10 protein-coding genes and 1 pseudogene are annotated in these 16,109 nt (G+C 70.1%); 4 read left to right on the top strand and 7 right to left on the bottom strand.

What is annotated here, in order from left to right; translation table 11 throughout:
• Positions 1-33 precede the first annotated feature (33 nt).
• Entirely contained in the window at positions 34-540 is a 507-nt protein-coding gene (locus H8N03_RS07175; protein WP_187075473.1) for a pilin, read from the top strand.
• A gap of 10 nt (positions 541-550) precedes the next feature.
• Here H8N03_RS07175 and H8N03_RS07170 read toward each other — a convergent pair whose 3' ends face one another.
• The 6 genes from H8N03_RS07170 to H8N03_RS07145 form a co-directional block, all read right to left on the bottom strand.
• Positions 551-2,101, bottom strand: a complete 1,551-nt coding sequence (locus H8N03_RS07170) for an FAD-dependent oxidoreductase (protein WP_187075472.1) — start codon at positions 2,099-2,101, stop codon at positions 551-553.
• Complete coding sequence (locus tag H8N03_RS07165) at positions 2,080-3,606, bottom strand: polyamine aminopropyltransferase (RefSeq protein ID WP_187075471.1); 1,527 nt, start codon at positions 3,604-3,606, stop codon at positions 2,080-2,082. The genes H8N03_RS07170 and H8N03_RS07165 overlap by 22 nt, the downstream gene beginning before the upstream one ends.
• The gene (locus H8N03_RS07160) at positions 3,603-3,821 is read right to left on the bottom strand and encodes a DUF350 domain-containing protein (protein WP_187075470.1); all 219 of its coding nucleotides are present in this window, start codon (positions 3,819-3,821) and stop codon (positions 3,603-3,605) included. Before H8N03_RS07160 ends, H8N03_RS07165 begins: the two co-directional genes overlap by 4 nt.
• 20 nt (positions 3,822-3,841) lie before the next feature.
• Positions 3,842-5,362, bottom strand: coding sequence for a DUF4178 domain-containing protein (locus tag H8N03_RS07155; RefSeq protein WP_187075469.1), 1,521 nt, complete (start codon positions 5,360-5,362; stop codon positions 3,842-3,844).
• Between the two features lie 7 nt (positions 5,363-5,369).
• Positions 5,370-6,404 (bottom strand): SPFH domain-containing protein, encoded by a 1,035-nt coding sequence (locus H8N03_RS07150; RefSeq protein WP_187075468.1) that lies wholly within the window; start codon positions 6,402-6,404, stop codon positions 5,370-5,372.
• A gap of 102 nt (positions 6,405-6,506) precedes the next feature.
• Complete coding sequence (locus H8N03_RS07145; RefSeq protein WP_187075467.1) at positions 6,507-11,309, bottom strand: NAD-glutamate dehydrogenase; 4,803 nt, start codon at positions 11,307-11,309, stop codon at positions 6,507-6,509.
• Positions 11,310-11,539: 230 nt separating this feature from the next.
• Between H8N03_RS07145 and H8N03_RS07140 the strand changes: the two genes are divergently transcribed.
• The 3 genes and pseudogenes from H8N03_RS07140 to H8N03_RS07130 form a co-directional block, all read left to right on the top strand.
• Positions 11,540-13,849 carry an NADP-dependent malic enzyme gene (locus H8N03_RS07140; RefSeq protein WP_187075466.1) on the top strand — a complete coding sequence of 770 codons (2,310 nt, stop codon included), beginning with the start codon at positions 11,540-11,542 and terminating at the stop codon, positions 13,847-13,849.
• 218 nt (positions 13,850-14,067) lie between these two features.
• Positions 14,068-14,481 carry a guanyl-specific ribonuclease gene (locus H8N03_RS07135; RefSeq protein ID WP_187075465.1) on the top strand — a complete coding sequence of 138 codons (414 nt, stop codon included), beginning with the start codon at positions 14,068-14,070 and terminating at the stop codon, positions 14,479-14,481.
• Between the two features lie 49 nt (positions 14,482-14,530).
• Positions 14,531-14,956, top strand: a pseudogene (locus tag H8N03_RS07130) (barstar family protein); the annotation flags it as partial.
• Positions 14,957-15,322: 366 nt separating this feature from the next.
• Here H8N03_RS07130 and rsmA read toward each other — a convergent pair.
• On the bottom strand, positions 15,323-16,102 hold the full coding sequence (gene rsmA, locus H8N03_RS07125; protein ID WP_187075463.1) for a 16S rRNA (adenine(1518)-N(6)/adenine(1519)-N(6))-dimethyltransferase RsmA: 780 nt from the start codon (positions 16,100-16,102) through the stop codon (positions 15,323-15,325).
• Positions 16,103-16,109: the final 7 nt, after the last annotated feature.

Genomic DNA, 16,109 nt, shown 5'->3' with positions numbered 1-16,109 from the left:
GACTGGGCGCGTGCTCCGCACAGGGAGGCGTCCATGGCAGTCGCGCGCGCACCGGCACAGGCCGGCTTCACCCTCATCGAGTTGATGATCGCGGTGGCCATCATCGGCCTGCTCGCGGCCATCGCGCTGGGACAGTGGCGGGACTACACGCGACGCGCGCGCATGTCGGAGGCCGTGCTCGCGGCCACCACCTGCAAGACGCGCGTGAGCGAGTCCTACCTGTCGCTGCCGGAGCCGCCGGCGAGCGCGGGCGCGTGGGGCTGCTCCGGCGGCAGTTCGCATTTCGTGTCGGAGGTGCAGACCTCCCCGCGCGGCGTGATCCGCGTGACCGTCGCGAACCTCGACCCGGCCGTGAACGGCCTGCACCTGCACCTCGTGCCGATGCGCGCCGATGGCAGCGCGGCGCTCGATCCCGCCGCGGACCTCGGCAACGCCGTGGGCCAGTGGCTGTGCGGCTCGGACGCCGAGCAGGTGCGCAACGCGCTGCCCGCCAACTGCCGCCAGGACACGAGCACCTTCGCTGCCGAGACGTTCGAATAGGCGCGGCCGCTCACGCCGCGGCGCGATGCCCCAGCGTGAATGCCTCCTCGAAGATCGAATACCCCGCCCAGTCGGAATGCGCGAAGCGCAGGCGCCCCGAGGCGCGCGGCTGCGGCAGGGCCGCGAGCGTGCCGGGCACCGGGATGGCCATCGCGTGCCCGTAGCGCGCGACCGCGACGTGCGTGACCGTGCGAGCGAACTCAGGGTGCGGCACCGACAGCTCCGCCAGCACGCGTTCGCGCCAGTGCGTCCACGGCAGGCGCAGCACGTCGCCCCGCGCGGCCTCGCCCGGCGCGCAGTACCAGCTCAGCACGGTCGGGCCGGGCGCCGGGTCCAGCGACTGGTGCGTGGCCACGACGTAGCCGAGGCTGTCGCCCGCGCCGTACACGACGTTGTCCCAGGCGAGCGGCGCGCCGCCGCGCACCCAGGGCGGTTCGCGCAGGTGCAGGTTGGCGACGATCCAGGGCGCGTGCCGCGTGCGCGCCGCGAGCGAGCGCAGCGCGGGCGGCGCGTTCTCCACGACGCGCGCCGCCACGAATGCCGGCAGGGCCACGACGCACTGCTTCGCCTGCCAGCGCTCCAGCCGCTGCGCGGCGACGTCCCAGGCGTCCACCTCGACGCCGTGGCGCGTCTCGGCGATGCGCAGCACCACGCGGCCGCCGCGGAAGCGGTCGCCGAGCGGCCGCGCGAGCGCGCGCGAGAGGAAGCCGTTGCCCTCGGGCCAGGTGAGCAGCGCGTCGCGCTCGCCGCTTTCGTCGAATCCCGGCGGATGGAAGCCGTGGCGCGCGGCGAAGTAGTGCACCCCCGCCCACGCGGACACGATGGACGTGCCGGCACCGTAGTCGTCGCGGCAGCAGTAGTCCAGGTACCAGCGCAGCTGCGGGTCGGTGAAGCCGCGCGCGTCCAGCCAGTGCGCGAAAGTCTCGCCGTCGAGCGCCGCGAGCGGCTCGCGCCGGCGCAGCGGAATCGCGAAGCGGCGCGTGCGGCGCGCCGCCTCGACCTCCTGCGCGAAACGCACGTACTGCGCCCGCGTCGTCGCGCCGACGCCGGTCCAGGGCAGCAGCCCTTCCTGCCACTCGCCCTCGAAGTACAGCCGCTCCTGCGGTGCGTGGCACAGGTGGCGCTCGTCGGGCTGCCAGCGGCCCGCCACGCGGCGCAGGAGCCCCAGCTCCTGCAGCAGGTCCTGCACTTCGGGGGCGCCGTCGCCGGGCACGGGCAGGTAGTGCGCACCGAGCGGGCACGCGATGCCGCGCAGTTCGCCGGCGCGGCTGTTGCCGCCCGCGGTGTCCTCGAGGTCCAGCACGGCGAAGTCCTCGCGCCCGCGCAGGCGCAGGTGGCGCGCGGCGGCGAGCCCCGCGATGCCGGCACCCGCGACCACCACATCGGCCCGCAGCGACAGCACGGGCCCCTGCGGACGCGCAGCTCGCAGCAGGTGACCGCGTTCCACCGAAGCGCCCGTGAAGCCGCCTTCGACCGCGGGCAGCCGCTGGCAGCCCGCCACCAGCGCAGCCGCACCCGCGAGCGCCGTGCGCCGGGTGATCAAGGGTGCAGCTTGCCCCATTCGCGTTCGTAGGTCGTCACCAGCACCTGGTTGGCGAGCCGGTTCACGTCGGTGGGCACGCGCGCCATGTCGCGCGGGAAGTCGAAGAGCGGCGGAACGCCTTCCACCGTCAGGAAGCGCAGGCCGTCCGGCAGCGCGTCCGGCTTGCGCCACGGCCGGCGGCTCGCGACGACGAAGCCCCATTCGCCGAAGCTGGGCACGTTGGCGTGGTAGGGGAAGGTGCGCAGCCCCACCGACTCGATGGTGTTCACCACCGTCCAGAAACTCTCGCGCGCGACGAGGGGCGACGTAGTCTGCACCACGGCGTAGCCGCTGGCGGCCAGCCGCTTCTCAAGCAGCGCGTAGAAGGCGTTCGTGTACAGCTTGCCGATGGAGAAGTTGGTGGGGTCGGGGAAGTCGACGAGGATCACGTCGAACACCTCGCCCTCTCCCTGCAGCCAGCGGAAGGCATCGGTGTTGACGACGCGCACCTTGGGCGAGCGCAGCGCGCCGTCGTTCAGCGCGACGAGCGCCGGGTCCGTCGAGAACAGGCGCGTCATGTTGGGGTCGAGGTCCACCAACGTGATGCTCTCGACCTGCGGGTAGCGCAGCAGCTCGCGGACGGCGAGGCCGTCGCCGCCGCCCAGCACCGCCACCTTGCGCGGCGCGCCGTGCGCCGCCATCACGGGATGCACGAGCGCCTCGTGGTAGCGGTATTCGTCGGACTGCGAGAACTGGAGGTTGCCATTGAGGAACAGGCGCAGGCCCGCGCGCCCCTGCGTCACCACGATGCGCTGCCAGGGGGAGCTCTCCGCGACCACGATGCGGTCCTGGTAGAAGCGGTCTTCCGCGAGCGAGGTGATCTGCTGCGAGCCCGCCATCGCCGCGCCCAGCGCCCCCACGGTCAGCAGGCACGCGACCACGTGGGCGGCGAAGCGGCGCAGCTCGTGCCGGAACAGCCACAGCGCCCACAACGCCACGATCGCGTTCATCAGGCCGAACAGCAACCCCGTGCGGATCAGCCCGAGCTGCGGCACCAGCAGCAGCGGGAACGCGATCGACACCGCCAGCGCGCCGAGGTAGTCGAAGGTGAGGACCTGCGAGACCAGCTCGCGCAACTGCACGTTGCGCTTCAGGATCCGCATCACGAGCGGGATCTCCAGGCCGACCAGCAGCCCGACCAGCAGCACCAGCCCGTACAGCAGCGGCCGGAACGCTTCCGGCTGCCACGCGTGCGTGAGGAACAGCACCGCCGGCAGCCCGCCGCCCACCAGCGCCACCAGCAGCTCGATGCGCAGGAAGTGCGCGGGCAGCTGGCGCTCGAAGAAGCGCGAGAGCCAGGAGCCCACGCCCATCGCGAACAGGTAGGTGCCGATCACCGTGGAGAACTGCAGCACCGAGTCGCCCAGCACGTAGGAGGCGAGCGCGCCGGCGGCGAGCTCGTACACCAGGCCGCAGGCGGCGACGACGAAGACGGATGCGAGCAGCGCGACCTCGAGCGGCCGCGGCCCCGGAGCCTCCTTCATCCGTGCACGGCGGCCGCGACGATGATGGACACGCCGAGCGCCATCGCGCCGACCACGATGGCGAGCGCCATGTTCTGCTTCTCCACGATCTCCTCCCACAGCTTGTACGGGGTGAGCTTGTCGATGGCGACGAAGCTGACCCAGAACACGATCACGCCGATCAGGGCGTAGAGGATGGAGCCGAAGAAGGCGCTGGGCTTGAGCCATTCGAGCATGGCGATCTCCTGGGTTGAAATCATTTGTGCGAACCGCCGCCGGACCAGCTGCCGCCGCTGCTGCGATAGCTGCTGCCGCTGCTGGTCCTGCAGGTGAGTGTGCCGTCGGGGTTGCGGTAGCAATCCTCGTCGCAGGCCCTGAGCACCACCACGAGGAAGGCCAGCACGAGGAGGATGAGGAACAGCGTGCCGCAACCGCAGCCGAGCCCGCCTTTCGCCGCGGTGACCGGGCCGGCGTCGCCGCCGCCGCGCGCGAGCAGGTCCTTCCTGTTCCACAGCCCGAAGGCCCTGGCGACCTCGTCGCTGTCCACCCGGGTGCCGGCGGACCAGGTGCGCTCGCGCGGCGTCTCCTCCAGCGACAGCTGCTTGCCGCCGGCGGCGTAGTCGCGGTTGAAGGTGCGCTGGCCACGCTCCACGGGCCAGTAGAACTCGCCTTCGACGAACGTGACCTGCGCGTCGTAGGCGTACTGCTGCTGGTACCGCGTGCCCAGCCAGGTGGCGGCGGTCAGGTCCGAGGACAGCTGCGGCGCGCCGGTGAGCGTCTTCACGAAGCTCCAGCCGTCGCTCGTGTCCAGCAGGAAGCTGAAGCCCTGCGTGCGGTTGTAGAGCAGGTATTCGTCCCAGCCGAAGTGCTCGTCGGGGTCGTCCGGCTCGGTGCCGAGGCGATGCTGGTAGCCCACCACCTGCCACTCGCGGCCCTTGAACTTCCCCACCGTCCCGAGCGGGATCAGCGGCTCCACCGGCTCGTCCTGCTCCGCGTGGCGCAGTTCGCCCCCCAGCCCCTGCGTCAGGTCGATCAGGCTCTTGCAGGCGGGGCACGTGATCGCCTTCGAGTCCGCGAAGCGCGGCGTGACCTGCGCGCCGCAGTGCGGGCAGGCGAACTGGCGGCCCTGCTCGGTCTTTTCGCTCTGCTCGCGCAGGCCGGTGAAGCGCAACTCCTCCAGCGCCACCGGGCGACCGCGTGCGAGGGAAGGCGGCGTGCTGCCGTAGTCCACGGACAGCACTTCGTTGCCGGCGCTGCGCAGTTCCAGCATCGCGAACGGCACGCCCTCCGCGGGCAGGCGCGGCAGCTCGCCTTCGGCGGCCACGAGCCGGACCTGCTCGTTGGAGGCGACCTGGTAGCTGTTGCCGTTGATGGCGGTGGTGGCGCCGATGCGGAAGTGCGACGGCTGCGGCACCTCGCGCTGCGTGCTGGCGGGGAAGGACAGCACGTACTGGCCGTTGTCTTCCGCCAGCCAGGCGGTACCGCCATCTTCAAAGAGGCAGTGCCACTCGGTCCAGGGCCCGCTGGGCGCCCGGTACTGCAGGCGCCCCACCAGCGCGAAGGGCCGCCCCTCGTGCACGCCGCGGGCGTGCAGCTGCAGCGGGCTGTGGTTGTCGAACAGCTCCGCCATCTTCCCGATGCGCGAGAGCACCTCGCCCTGCCGCGCAACCGTGCTGCGGCAATAGCTGCACACCGCGAAGGCGGACTGCGCGCTGCGGAACTCGACCGGGGCACCGCACCCCGGGCAAGGGGCGGTGTAGCTGCGTTGCGTCGCCAACGCGGGGCTAGCTGATCTTCTTCAGGAGTTCGGCCTTCTTGGCGTCGAACTCTTCCTGCGTCAGGATGCCCTTGGCCTTGAGCTCGCCGAGCTTCTCCAGCGTGGCCATGACGTCCTCGGGACGCACGGTGGCCGCCGGTGCGGCTTCCGTCGCGGCCGGGGGCTGCAGCCCCTTCTGCAGGTTCTGCGCGAGCACCTGGCCGAGCGCGACGCCGGCACCCAGCCCCATCGCGTCACCCGCGATCCCGCCGCCGCCGCTGCCCGCGGTCTTCGCGAACTCGGGGATGGACTGCGCGGTCTGGTACTGCATGAACTTGCCCATGTCGTTGCCGACCATGCCCATGCCGATACGCTGGTCCAGCACCTTCTGCAGTTCCTCCGGCAGCGACACGTTCTGCACGGTCATGCCTTCCAGCTTCAGTCCGATGGCCTCGAAGGCCGGGCCGAGCTCCTTCTCGAGCGCCCGGGCGAACTCCACCTGGTTGGCCGCGAGGTCCAGGAAAGGCACGCCGCTCTGCGCGATGCCATCCGAGAGGTGCTGCAGGATCAGGCCGCGCAGCTGGCCGTCGAGCTCGTCGACGGTGTAGCGCTCGCGCGTGCCGGAGATCTTGGTGTGGAAGGCGCGCGGGTCGTGGACCGAATAGCTGTAGTTGCCGAAGGCGCGCAGCCGCACCGCGCCGAAGTCCTTGTCGCGGATGGTGATGGGCTGCGGCGTGCCCCAGCGCTGGTCGACGCGCTGGCGCGTGCTGAAGAAATAGACGTCGCTCTTGAACGGGGACTCGAACAGCTTGTCCCAGTTCTTCAGGTAGGTGAGGACCGGGATGGTCTGCGTCGTGAGCTTGTACATGCCCGGGCCGAAGACGTCGGCGACCTGGCCTTCGTTCACGAACACCGCCATCTGGCTCTCGCGCACCGTCAGCGAGGCGCCGTACTGGATCTCCATGCCCGCCATGGGGAAGCGCCAGGCGAGCGTCTGCTCGTCGGTCTCCGTCCACTGGATGACGTCGATGAACTGCTTCTTGATGAAGTCCATGAGGCCCATGAGAGGTCCCTCCTCGCTCTTGTGTGCGCGGGATCATAGCCCCGGGGTGCCCCCGGCGCCCCCACCCCCACCGTCGCCCGGAGGGGGAGGGAGCAAATTACGTCACACGAGGTTGCGCAATTCGCGCAGGGCGACGGAGAGCATGGCGAGGTCGCCGCCCGGGGCGTCCTTCAGTTCGGCCAGCAGGCGTTGCGCCCGCTCCAGCGCCTGGCGGTTGCCCTGTTCCCAGCGCTCCAGCACCTGGCGGGCGTCGCCTTCCTCGTGGCGCACCGCCTCCTGCGCGATGGAGCGCTGCAGGTCCGTCACGTCGTCGGCCAGCGCCAGCTTGGCGAGGCCCTGCCAGTAGCTGTCGGCGGGGAGCTGCTCGACCTGCTGGCGCATGCGCTCCAGCCCGAGGCGCTCGCCGACGCCCTGGTGCACCTGGGCGGTCAGGGCGACGGGACGCTTGCCCGCCTCGGCGATCTCGGCGATGTCCAGGGCCGAGAAGAGGTGCCCGGACGCATCCACCTGCGCGGCGAGTTCGCGGGGCACGCCCGCGTCCACCCAGCGCTGCGCGCGCGGGGACAGATCCGCGCGCGCGCCGTCCGTCCGCAGCGCCTGCACGACCGGCGCGAAGCGTCCCACCTGCTGCTCGGTGGGTTCGAACAGCCGGCGCGAGCGCAGGAACCAGGTGGTGGCGCGCGTGAGGAGCCCGCGCAGCGCGATGACCATCTCCGCCTGGACCTCGTCCGGCACGAGCGTGTCCAGCGCCTCGATCTGCTGCCACAGCGCAACCAGCCCGAACACCTCGCGGCTCGCGAGATAGGCGCGCACCACCTGCGGCGGCGTGGCGCCGGTGATCTCGCCGAGGCGGTGCACGAAGGTGGGACCGACGCGGTTGACCATGCTGTTCAGCACGTGCGTGGCGATGATCTCGCGGCGCAGCGGATGGCGGGGGATGAGGGCCGCGAACTTCTCCTTCAACTGCGTGGGGAAGTACCGCTCCAGCGCGGTGGCGATCCACGGGTCCTCGGGCAGGTCGGACGCGACGAGCGCGTCGTTCAGCCACATCTTCCCGTACGCGAGCAGCACGGCCCGCTCGGGGCTGGTGAGGCCCTGGCCCTTCGCGAGCCGCGCGGCGATCTCTTCTTCCGACGGCAGGTACTCGATGGCGCGATCGAGCTCGCCCGCCTTCTCCAGGAAGCGGATGAAGCGCGCCTGCTCGTCGAGCTGCTTCGCCGCCAGCCGCCCGCCGACGGACAGCGCCTGCGTCTGGAAGTAGTTGTCGCGCAGCACCAGCGCCGCGACCTGCTCCGTCATCTGCGGCAGGAGCGTGTCGCGCTGGCGCGGCGTGAGTTCGCCGTCGGCTTCCGCGATCCCGAGCAGGATCTTGATGTTCACCTCGTGGTCGGAGGTGTCCACGCCGGCGGAGTTGTCGATCGCGTCGGTGTTGATCTTCACGCCCGCCAGCGCCGCCTCGATGCGCCCGCGCTGCGTGAAGCCCAGGTTGCCGCCTTCGGCCACGACCTTGCAGCGCAGCTCCGCGCCGCTGATGCGCACGGCGTCGTTGGCGCGGTCGCCGACCTCCGCATGCGTCTCGCTGCTCGCCTTCACGTACGTGCCGATGCCGCCGTTGTAGAGGAGGTCGACCGGCGCCTTCAGGATGGCCGTCACCAGTTCGGCGGGCGTCATCTGCTCCGCTTCGATGCCCAGCGCGGCCCGCGCCTGCGGCGAAAGCGGCACGGACTTCTCTGAGCGGGCCCAGATGCCGCCGCCTTCGGAAATCAGGTTGCGGTCGTAGTCCGCCCAGGAAGACCGCGGCAGCTGGAACAGCCGCTCGCGCTCGGCGAAGGTGCGCTCCGCGTCGGGGCTCGGGTCGATGAAGACGTGCCGGTGGTCGAAGGCGGCCACCAGCCGGATGTGCCGCGACAGCAGCATGCCGTTGCCGAACACGTCGCCGGACATGTCGCCGATGCCGACCACGGTGAAATCGGTCGACTGCGTGTCGACGCCGAGCTCGCGGAAGTGGCGCTTGACGCTTTCCCACGCGCCGCGTGCCGTGATGCCCATGGCCTTGTGGTCGTACCCCTTGCTGCCGCCGGAGGCGAAGGCGTCGCCCAGCCAGTGGCCGTACTCGGCGCTGACCGCGTTGGCGTGGTCGGAGAAGCTCGCCGTGCCCTTGTCGGCGGCGACCACGAGGTAGGGATCGTCCCCGTCGATGCGCACGACCTGCGGCGGCGGCACCGTCTTGCCGTTCACCAGGTTGTCGGTCAGGTCCAGCAGGCCGCGCAGGTAGTCCTGGTAGCAGGCCACGCCTTCCTTCATGAAGGCTTCGCGGTCGCTCGCCGGCGGCGCCTTCTTCAGCACGAAGCCGCCCTTGGAGCCCACCGGCACGATGACGGTGTTCTTCACCATCTGCGCCTTCACCAGCCCCAGCACCTCCGTGCGGAAGTCGTCGGGCCGGTCGGACCAGCGCAGCCCCCCGCGCGCCACCTTGCCGCCGCGCAGGTGGATGCCCTCGAAGCGCGGGGAATACACCCAGATCTCGTACAAGGGCCGCGGCGCCGGCAGGCCCGGGATGCGCGCGGAGTCGAACTTGAAGGACAGGAAGGGCCGGCGCGGCCCCGGCGCGCCGCTGGCGCCCACGCCGGTGCGCCAGTAGTTGGTGCGCAGCGTGGCCTGCAGCAGCGCGAGCAGCTGGCGCAGCACGCGGTCTTCGTTGAGGTTGGCCACCTTCTCCAGCGCCTGCTCGAGCGCGTTCACCTGCGAGGCGGCGCCTTGCGTGTCGTGTGCCTGGGCATCGAAGCGCAGGCGGAACAGGGCGACCAGCATGCGCGCGATGCGCGGGTAGGTCGCCAGCGTCGCGGCGATCGTCGCCTGCGACTGCGGGAAGCCGATCTGCTGCAGGTACTTCGCGTAGGCGCGCAGGATGACGATCTCTTCCGCCGACAGGGCCGAGAGCAGCACGAGGCGGTTGAAGCTGTCGTTCTCCACCTCGCCGCGGAAGACGCGCACGAAGGCGTCCTCGAACAGGCGCGCGAGCGCCTGCGGGTCGTGCTCCGCGCCGGGCTGCGCCTCCAGCGCGAAGTCGTGCAGGAACATGGGCGGGTGGCCGGCGGTCTCGATGCGGTGGTTGTCCTCCGCGAGCACGCGCACGCCCATGTGCTCCAGCATCGGCAGGCTGTCGGAGAGCACCACCGGCGCGCCGAGGCGGTAGACCTTCAGCCCCAGCCGGCCTTCGGGGCCGCCCAGCGGCCAGTAGAGCGCGACCGCCATCGGCGCCTGTTCGGTCAGCGACTCGAGCTTGCGGATGTCGTGCACCGCGGCGCGCACCGGAATGCGTTCGCGATACGCGACCGGGAACGCCCCGCTCCAGCGCCGGTCGAGCGCGAGGCCGTTGCCTTCGCCTTCGGCTTCCACGAGGGCGTCGCGCAACTCGTCCTCCCAGCGGCGCGCCGCGGCGGCGAGCTTGCGCTCCAGGTCCTTGCGGTCGATCGCGGGCATCGGGTTCGGCGCCACGCGCACCGTGAAGTGGATGCGCGCGAGCTGCGTGCCGGAGAGCAGCACGTCGAAGTCGACGTGGGTGCCGTTCAGCGCCTGCAGCAGGATGCGCTGGAACTTCAGCCGCAGCTGTGTCGAGAACACGTCGCGCGGCACGAACACGAGGCAGGAGACGAAGCGCTGGAAACGGTCCTGCCAGAGGAAGAGGCGCAGCCGGTGGCGCTCGCCCAGCGCCAGGATGCCCATCGCCGTGTCGTACAGGTCCTCGTCGGCGATCTGGAACAGGTCGTCGCGCGGGAAGATCTCCAGCGTGTGCTGCAGCGCCTTGGCCAGGTGCCCGGTGGGCGACAGGCCGGCGCGCTGCGCCACCGCCTCGACCTTGCGCCGCAGCAGCGGCACTTCGGTCACGCGCGACGCGTAGGCCGTGGAGGTGAAGAGGCCGATGAAGCGGTCCTCGCCGATCACGCGGCCATCGGCATCGAAGCGCTTCACGCCGACGTAGTCGGTGTAGCCGTCGCGGTGCACGGTGGAACGCGTGTTCGCCTTCGTCACGACGACGGCGGGCGTCGGCGTGCGGGCCAGCGCGCGCGCCTGGGGCGGCAGGGCCGCGAAGCTGGCGGACTGCTCGCCGTGGCCCTCGCGCAGCACGCCCAGGCCGCTGCCTTCGACGAGCTGCAGCGCGAGCTCGCCGTCGCGCTCCACCAGGTCGTGCCGGCGGAACCCGAGCAGCGTGAAGTGGTCCTCCGCCATCCATTGCAGGAAGGCGCGGCTCTCGGCCGCCTCTTCGGGCGCCATGCCGGGCGGGGGCACCTGCAGCGAGGCCTGCGCTTCGGTGAGGCGCTCCAGCATGGGCTTCCAGTCGGCGACGGCCGCGCGCACGTCGGCCAGCACGCGCTCGATGCCGCGGCACAGCGCCGTGCGCTGTTCGGCGTCCACCATGCGGTCGACTTCGATGTACATCCAGGACTCGCGCGGCAGCTCCGGCGCGGCACTGCGAGGCGCCACGGACTGCAGCACGCCGCGGGCGTCGCGGCGCACGGCGAAGATCGGATGCACGAGGAGGTGCAAGGCCAGGCCCTGCCGCGCGATCTCCAGCGACACCGAGTCGACCAGGAAAGGCATGTCGTCGTTGACGACCTGCACGACGCTGTGGCGCGAGCCCCAGCCGTCGGCCCCCGGCGAGGGGCTGAACACGCGCACCTTGGGCACGCCCGGCGTGCGCTGCGAGGCGAACTGCCAGTGCGAGAGCAGCGCCCCCAGCAGGTCCTCCGGCGTGCGCTCGTCCAGGTCCTCGGGGTCGACCTGGCGGAAGTACTCGCGGGAAAAGGTGTCGAGCGGGACGTCCTTCGGCGCTTCGCGCTGTCCGGCGCGCGCCACCACGGCGGCGAGGCGCTCCTCGCGCTGGGCTTCGGTCAAGGCAGCCATGTCGTCGTTCTCCTGGGCTGGACGCTGCGGGCCACTGTACGAGTCCGCTCCGGTCAATGCCAATGCCCTTTGCCGGGCAGGGTATGCAATTCCCGCATGGCCCGGGGCCGCCGCATACGCAAAAGCACGGGCTAGGGTTTGCACGGACCGCTGGAGGGAGGGAGGTCTACAATGCCCTTCCCCGAAAGAAGGCGCGCCAGCAGTCCTACCGCGCCCAGGAGACCGCATTCATGTCCGATTCCTCCCCGGCGAAGACCGACAAGCGCGCCCAGCTGCGCCAGGCCGCCCTCGAGTACCACGAGCATCCCACCCCCGGCAAGGTCCAGATCGCCGCGACCAAGCAGCTTATCAACCAGCACGACCTCGCGCTGGCCTATTCGCCCGGCGTGGCCGCGCCTTGCGAGGAGATCGTCAAGGATCCCACCGCCGCCTTCCGCTACACCGCGCGCGGCAACCTGGTGGCCGTGATCACCAACGGCACCGCCGTCCTGGGCCTGGGCGACATCGGCCCGCTGGCCGCCAAGCCGGTGATGGAAGGCAAGGGCGTCCTGTTCAAGAAGTTCGCCGGCATCGACGTGTTCGACATCGAGATCGCCGAGAAGGAGAACCTCGACAAGCTGGTGGACGTCATCGCCGCGCTGGAGCCCACCTTCGGCGGCATCAACCTGGAAGACATCAAGGCGCCGGACTGCTTCTACGTGGAGCGCAAGCTGCGCGAGCGCATGAAGATCCCGGTCTTCCACGACGACCAGCACGGCACGGCCATCACCGTCGCCGCGGCGATCATCAACGGCCTCAAGGTCGTCGGCAAGGACCTGAAGCAGGTCAAGCTGGTCACTTCCGGCGCGGGCGCCGCGGCGCTGGCCTGCCTGGGCCTGCTGGTGAAGCTGGGCGTGCCGCGCGAGAACATCTTCGTGACGGACCTGGCCGGCGTGGTCTGGAAGGGCCGCAAGGAGCTGATGGACCCGGACAAGGAGCAGTTCGCGCAGGAGACCAAGGCGCGCACGCTCACCGAGGTGATCGAGGACGCCGACGTGTTCCTGGGCCTGTCCGCCGGCGGCGTGCTGAAGCCGGAGATGGTCAAGAAGATGGCGGCCCATCCGCTCATCCTCGCCCTGGCCAACCCGAATCCCGAGATCAACCCGGAAGACGCCAAGGCGGCGCGCCCCGACTGCATCATCGCCACCGGCCGCACCGACTATCCCAACCAGGTCAACAACGTCCTGGTGTTCCCCTACATCTTCCGCGGCGCGCTGGACTCCGGCGCGACGACGATCACCATCGAGATGGAGATCGCCGCGGTGTACGCCCTGGCCGAACTGGCCCAGGCGGAGCAGAGCGAAGTGGTGGCGGCGGCCTATGCGGGCCAGCAGCTGTCCTTCGGCCCCGAGTACCTGATCCCCAAGCCTTTCGACCCGCGGCTGATGATCAAGATCGCGCCGGCCGTGGCCAAGGCGGCGGCGGACAGCGGCGTGGCCCTGCGCCCGATCACCGACATGGACGCGTACCGCGAGAAGCTGCAGAGCTTCGTCTACGCGTCGGGGACCACGATGAAGCCGATCTTCGCGCTGGCCAAGACGGCCGCGAAGAAGCGCGTGGCCTTCTGCGAGGGCGAGGAAGAGCGCGTGCTGCGCGCCGCCCAGATCGTCAGCGACGAAAGCGTGGCCCGCCCGACGCTGATCGGCCGCCCGAAGGTCATCGCCGAGCGCATCGAGAAGTTCGGCCTGCGCCTGCAGGAAGGCCGCGACTACGACGTCGTCAACACCGACTACGACGAGCGCTACCGCGACTTCTGGCAGACCTATCACCGCATGACGGACCGCAAGGGCGTCACGGTGCAGATGGCCAAGATCGAGATGCGCCGGCGCCTGACCCTCATCGGCGCCATGCTGCTGGCGAAGGACCAGGTCGACGGCATGATCTGCGGGACCTGGGGCACCACCGACATCCACCTGCGCTACATCGACCAGGTGATCGGCAAGCGCCCGGGCTGCAAGGTCTACGCGGCCATGAATGGGCTGATGCTGCCGAACCGCCAGGTCTTCCTGGTCGACACGCACGTCAACTACGACCCGACGGCGGAACAGCTGGCCGAGATCACGGTCATGGCGGCGGAGGAGATGCTGCGCTTCGGCCTCAAGCCCAAGGCCGCGCTGCTGAGCCATTCCAACTTCGGCAGCAGCAACCAGCCCAGCGCGGTGAAGATGCGCGAGGTGCTCGAGCTGCTGCGCGACCAGGCGCCCTGGCTGGAAGTGGACGGCGAGATGCATGGCGACGTGGCGCTGGACGGGCAGGCGCGCGCCAAGCTCATGCCGCACAGCACGCTGGCCGGCGACGCCAACCTGCTGGTGCTGCCGAACATCGACGCAGCCAACATTTCCTACAACCTGCTCAAGACGGCGGCGGGCGGCAACATCGCCGTCGGGCCCGTGCTCCTGGGCGCGGCCAAGCCGGTGCACATCCTGACGGCCAGCACCACCGTCCGGCGCCTCGTGAACATGGCGGCCCTGACGGTCGCGGACGCGAACGCGGCCCGTTAAGGTCCGGCAGGAGAGCCGGCGCTAACTTACTGATTACGCCGCCGGTCGCCAAAGGCCATGCCGCCTGCCCAAAAATTGGGCGGCGGCTTGCGCTGCGACGCCGCAACTGTCACACTACCGGCCTTGAAGTTTCCGGGTTTACCCGGGGATGAAGGAAGTCCGGGACCCTGACGGGAACCGGGCGGCGTCCCTTGAAGATCTCCCAAGAAGGTCCGTCCATGGCCCGTTTCGCGGCAGTCAAGTTAGCGCTGACTAGCCTCTTGACTGCCGTCGCGATCAGCGGCGCTCCCCTGGCGCAAGCCTGGGACTGGAAGGGCCGGCCGGCGGAAGCCGGCGTGGCGGCTGCGGCGACGGTGCATGTCACCCAGCTGCCGAGCCACGGACGGGAGACCTACGAACTGATCCGCCAGGGCGGACCGTTCCCGTACGACAAGGACGGCGCGGTGTTCGGCAACCGGGAGCGGCTGCTCCCGATCGAGAAGCGCGGCTACTACCGCGAATACACCGTGAAGACGCCTGGATCGCGCGACCGGGGCGCCCGGCGCATCGTGTGCGGAGGCCCGCAACGGACGCCGCACGCCTGCTATTACACCGCTGACCACTACGCCAGTTTTCGCAAGATCGTCGAGTGAACCCCAAATGAAGCGGGACCTGTTTTTGACCAGAGAGAAAGAAACGGAAATGGACCAACGAGACGTTCGTCCTGATGTATCCCAGACGCCGCTCAAGGGCGTGCGCAGCAACATCGTGCAGTCGATCCGCGCCTACCGGGTGCAGGACCTGCAGGACACTGCCACGCAACTGGGCCACCACTTCCTCTATGCCAACCTGGCGACGGCGCAGAGCAAGCAGGACGTGCTGGACATGATCGCCCAGCAGTTCACCTTCCCGGCGCACTTCGGCAAGAACTTCGACGCGCTGTACGACTGCATGACGGACCCCCTGCACAAATCGGGCCCGCAGCCCGGTTTCATCGTGGTCCTGGAGCACATCCCGGCCAACGGCAAGTTCGACAAGGAAGCGCGCGAGCAGCTGCTGGACATCTTCCGCGACACCGCCGACTACTGGGCGGACCGCAAGGTGCCCTTCCGCTGCTTCTACTCCTTCGCGGTCGCGCGTTCCGCGCAGGCCGGTGCCGACAAGGCCGAAGGCCAGGCCGCCCCGGTGCAGCAGCCGGTGGCGAACGACGGCGAGAAGATGCCCACGGACAAGATCCTGGACGTGAGCCCGCTGGCGCTGCGCATGAGCAGCCCGTTCAATGCGGGGTATTGGCTGGCGGCGGCGTAAGCGGGTCGCACCACGAAAAAGCCGGGCGTTGCCCGGCTTTTTCTTTGCGGTGGGGTTCGCTGGCGCTCACCTTCCGGCGCTGGCGCGCCGCCACCCTACAGACCGCGCCCAATCCCGTGCCCGCATTTGTAGGGTGGCGCGGCGAAGCCGCGGAAGGTGAGCGCCAGCGAACCCCACCGTTCCACCTCAAAACCCCGCGTTGTCCCGCATCACCTCCACGCACAGTGCCAGGTACTCCGCCACCGGCACTTCCTCCGCGCGCCGCTGCACGTCGAACTCCCCCGCGAACCCCTTCTGCTCCAGCCACTTGCCCAGCGTGTGGCGCAGCAGCTTGCGCCGCTGGCTGAAGGCCACCTGCACCAGTTCTTCCAGCAAGCCCACGTCCACCACCACGGGCTGCTCCCACGGCACCATGCGGACCACGGCGCTGTCGACCTTGGGGGGCGGGTCGAAGGCTTCGGGCGGGACGACCAGCACGCTTTCCATCGCGTAGCGCCACTGCAGCATCACCGACAGGCGCCCGTAGTCCGCCGTCGCCGGCGCGGCGACCATGCGGTCGACCACTTCCTTCTGCAGCATGAAGTGCTGGTCTTCCACCACCGCCACGTGCTCCAGCAGGTGGAACAGGATGGGGCTGGAGATGTTGTACGGCAGGTTGCCCACCACGCGCAGCCTGGGCGCACCGATCTCCGCGGCCAGCGCGGTGAAGTCCACCTTCAGCACGTCCGACTCGACGACCTTCAGCTGCGGATGCTGCCGCAGCCTCGCCGCGAGGTCGCGATCGAGTTCCACCACCGTGAGCTGGCCCACGCGCTCCACCAGCGGCTGCGTGAGCGCGGCGAGGCCGGGGCCGATCTCCACCATCGCCTGGCCCGGCCGCGGCGCGATCTCGCGCACGATGCCGTCGATCACGGACTGGTCGGCCAGGAAGTGCTGGCCGAAGCGCTTGCGCGCGACGTGCTTCATGCCGGCC

This window comes from Ramlibacter cellulosilyticus (assembly GCF_014297465.1).
Taxonomy (GTDB): domain Bacteria; phylum Pseudomonadota; class Gammaproteobacteria; order Burkholderiales; family Burkholderiaceae_C; genus Ramlibacter; species Ramlibacter cellulosilyticus.
The sequence above is the reverse complement of the archived record's forward strand: the minus strand, read 5'-3'. Positions and strand labels throughout refer to the sequence as shown.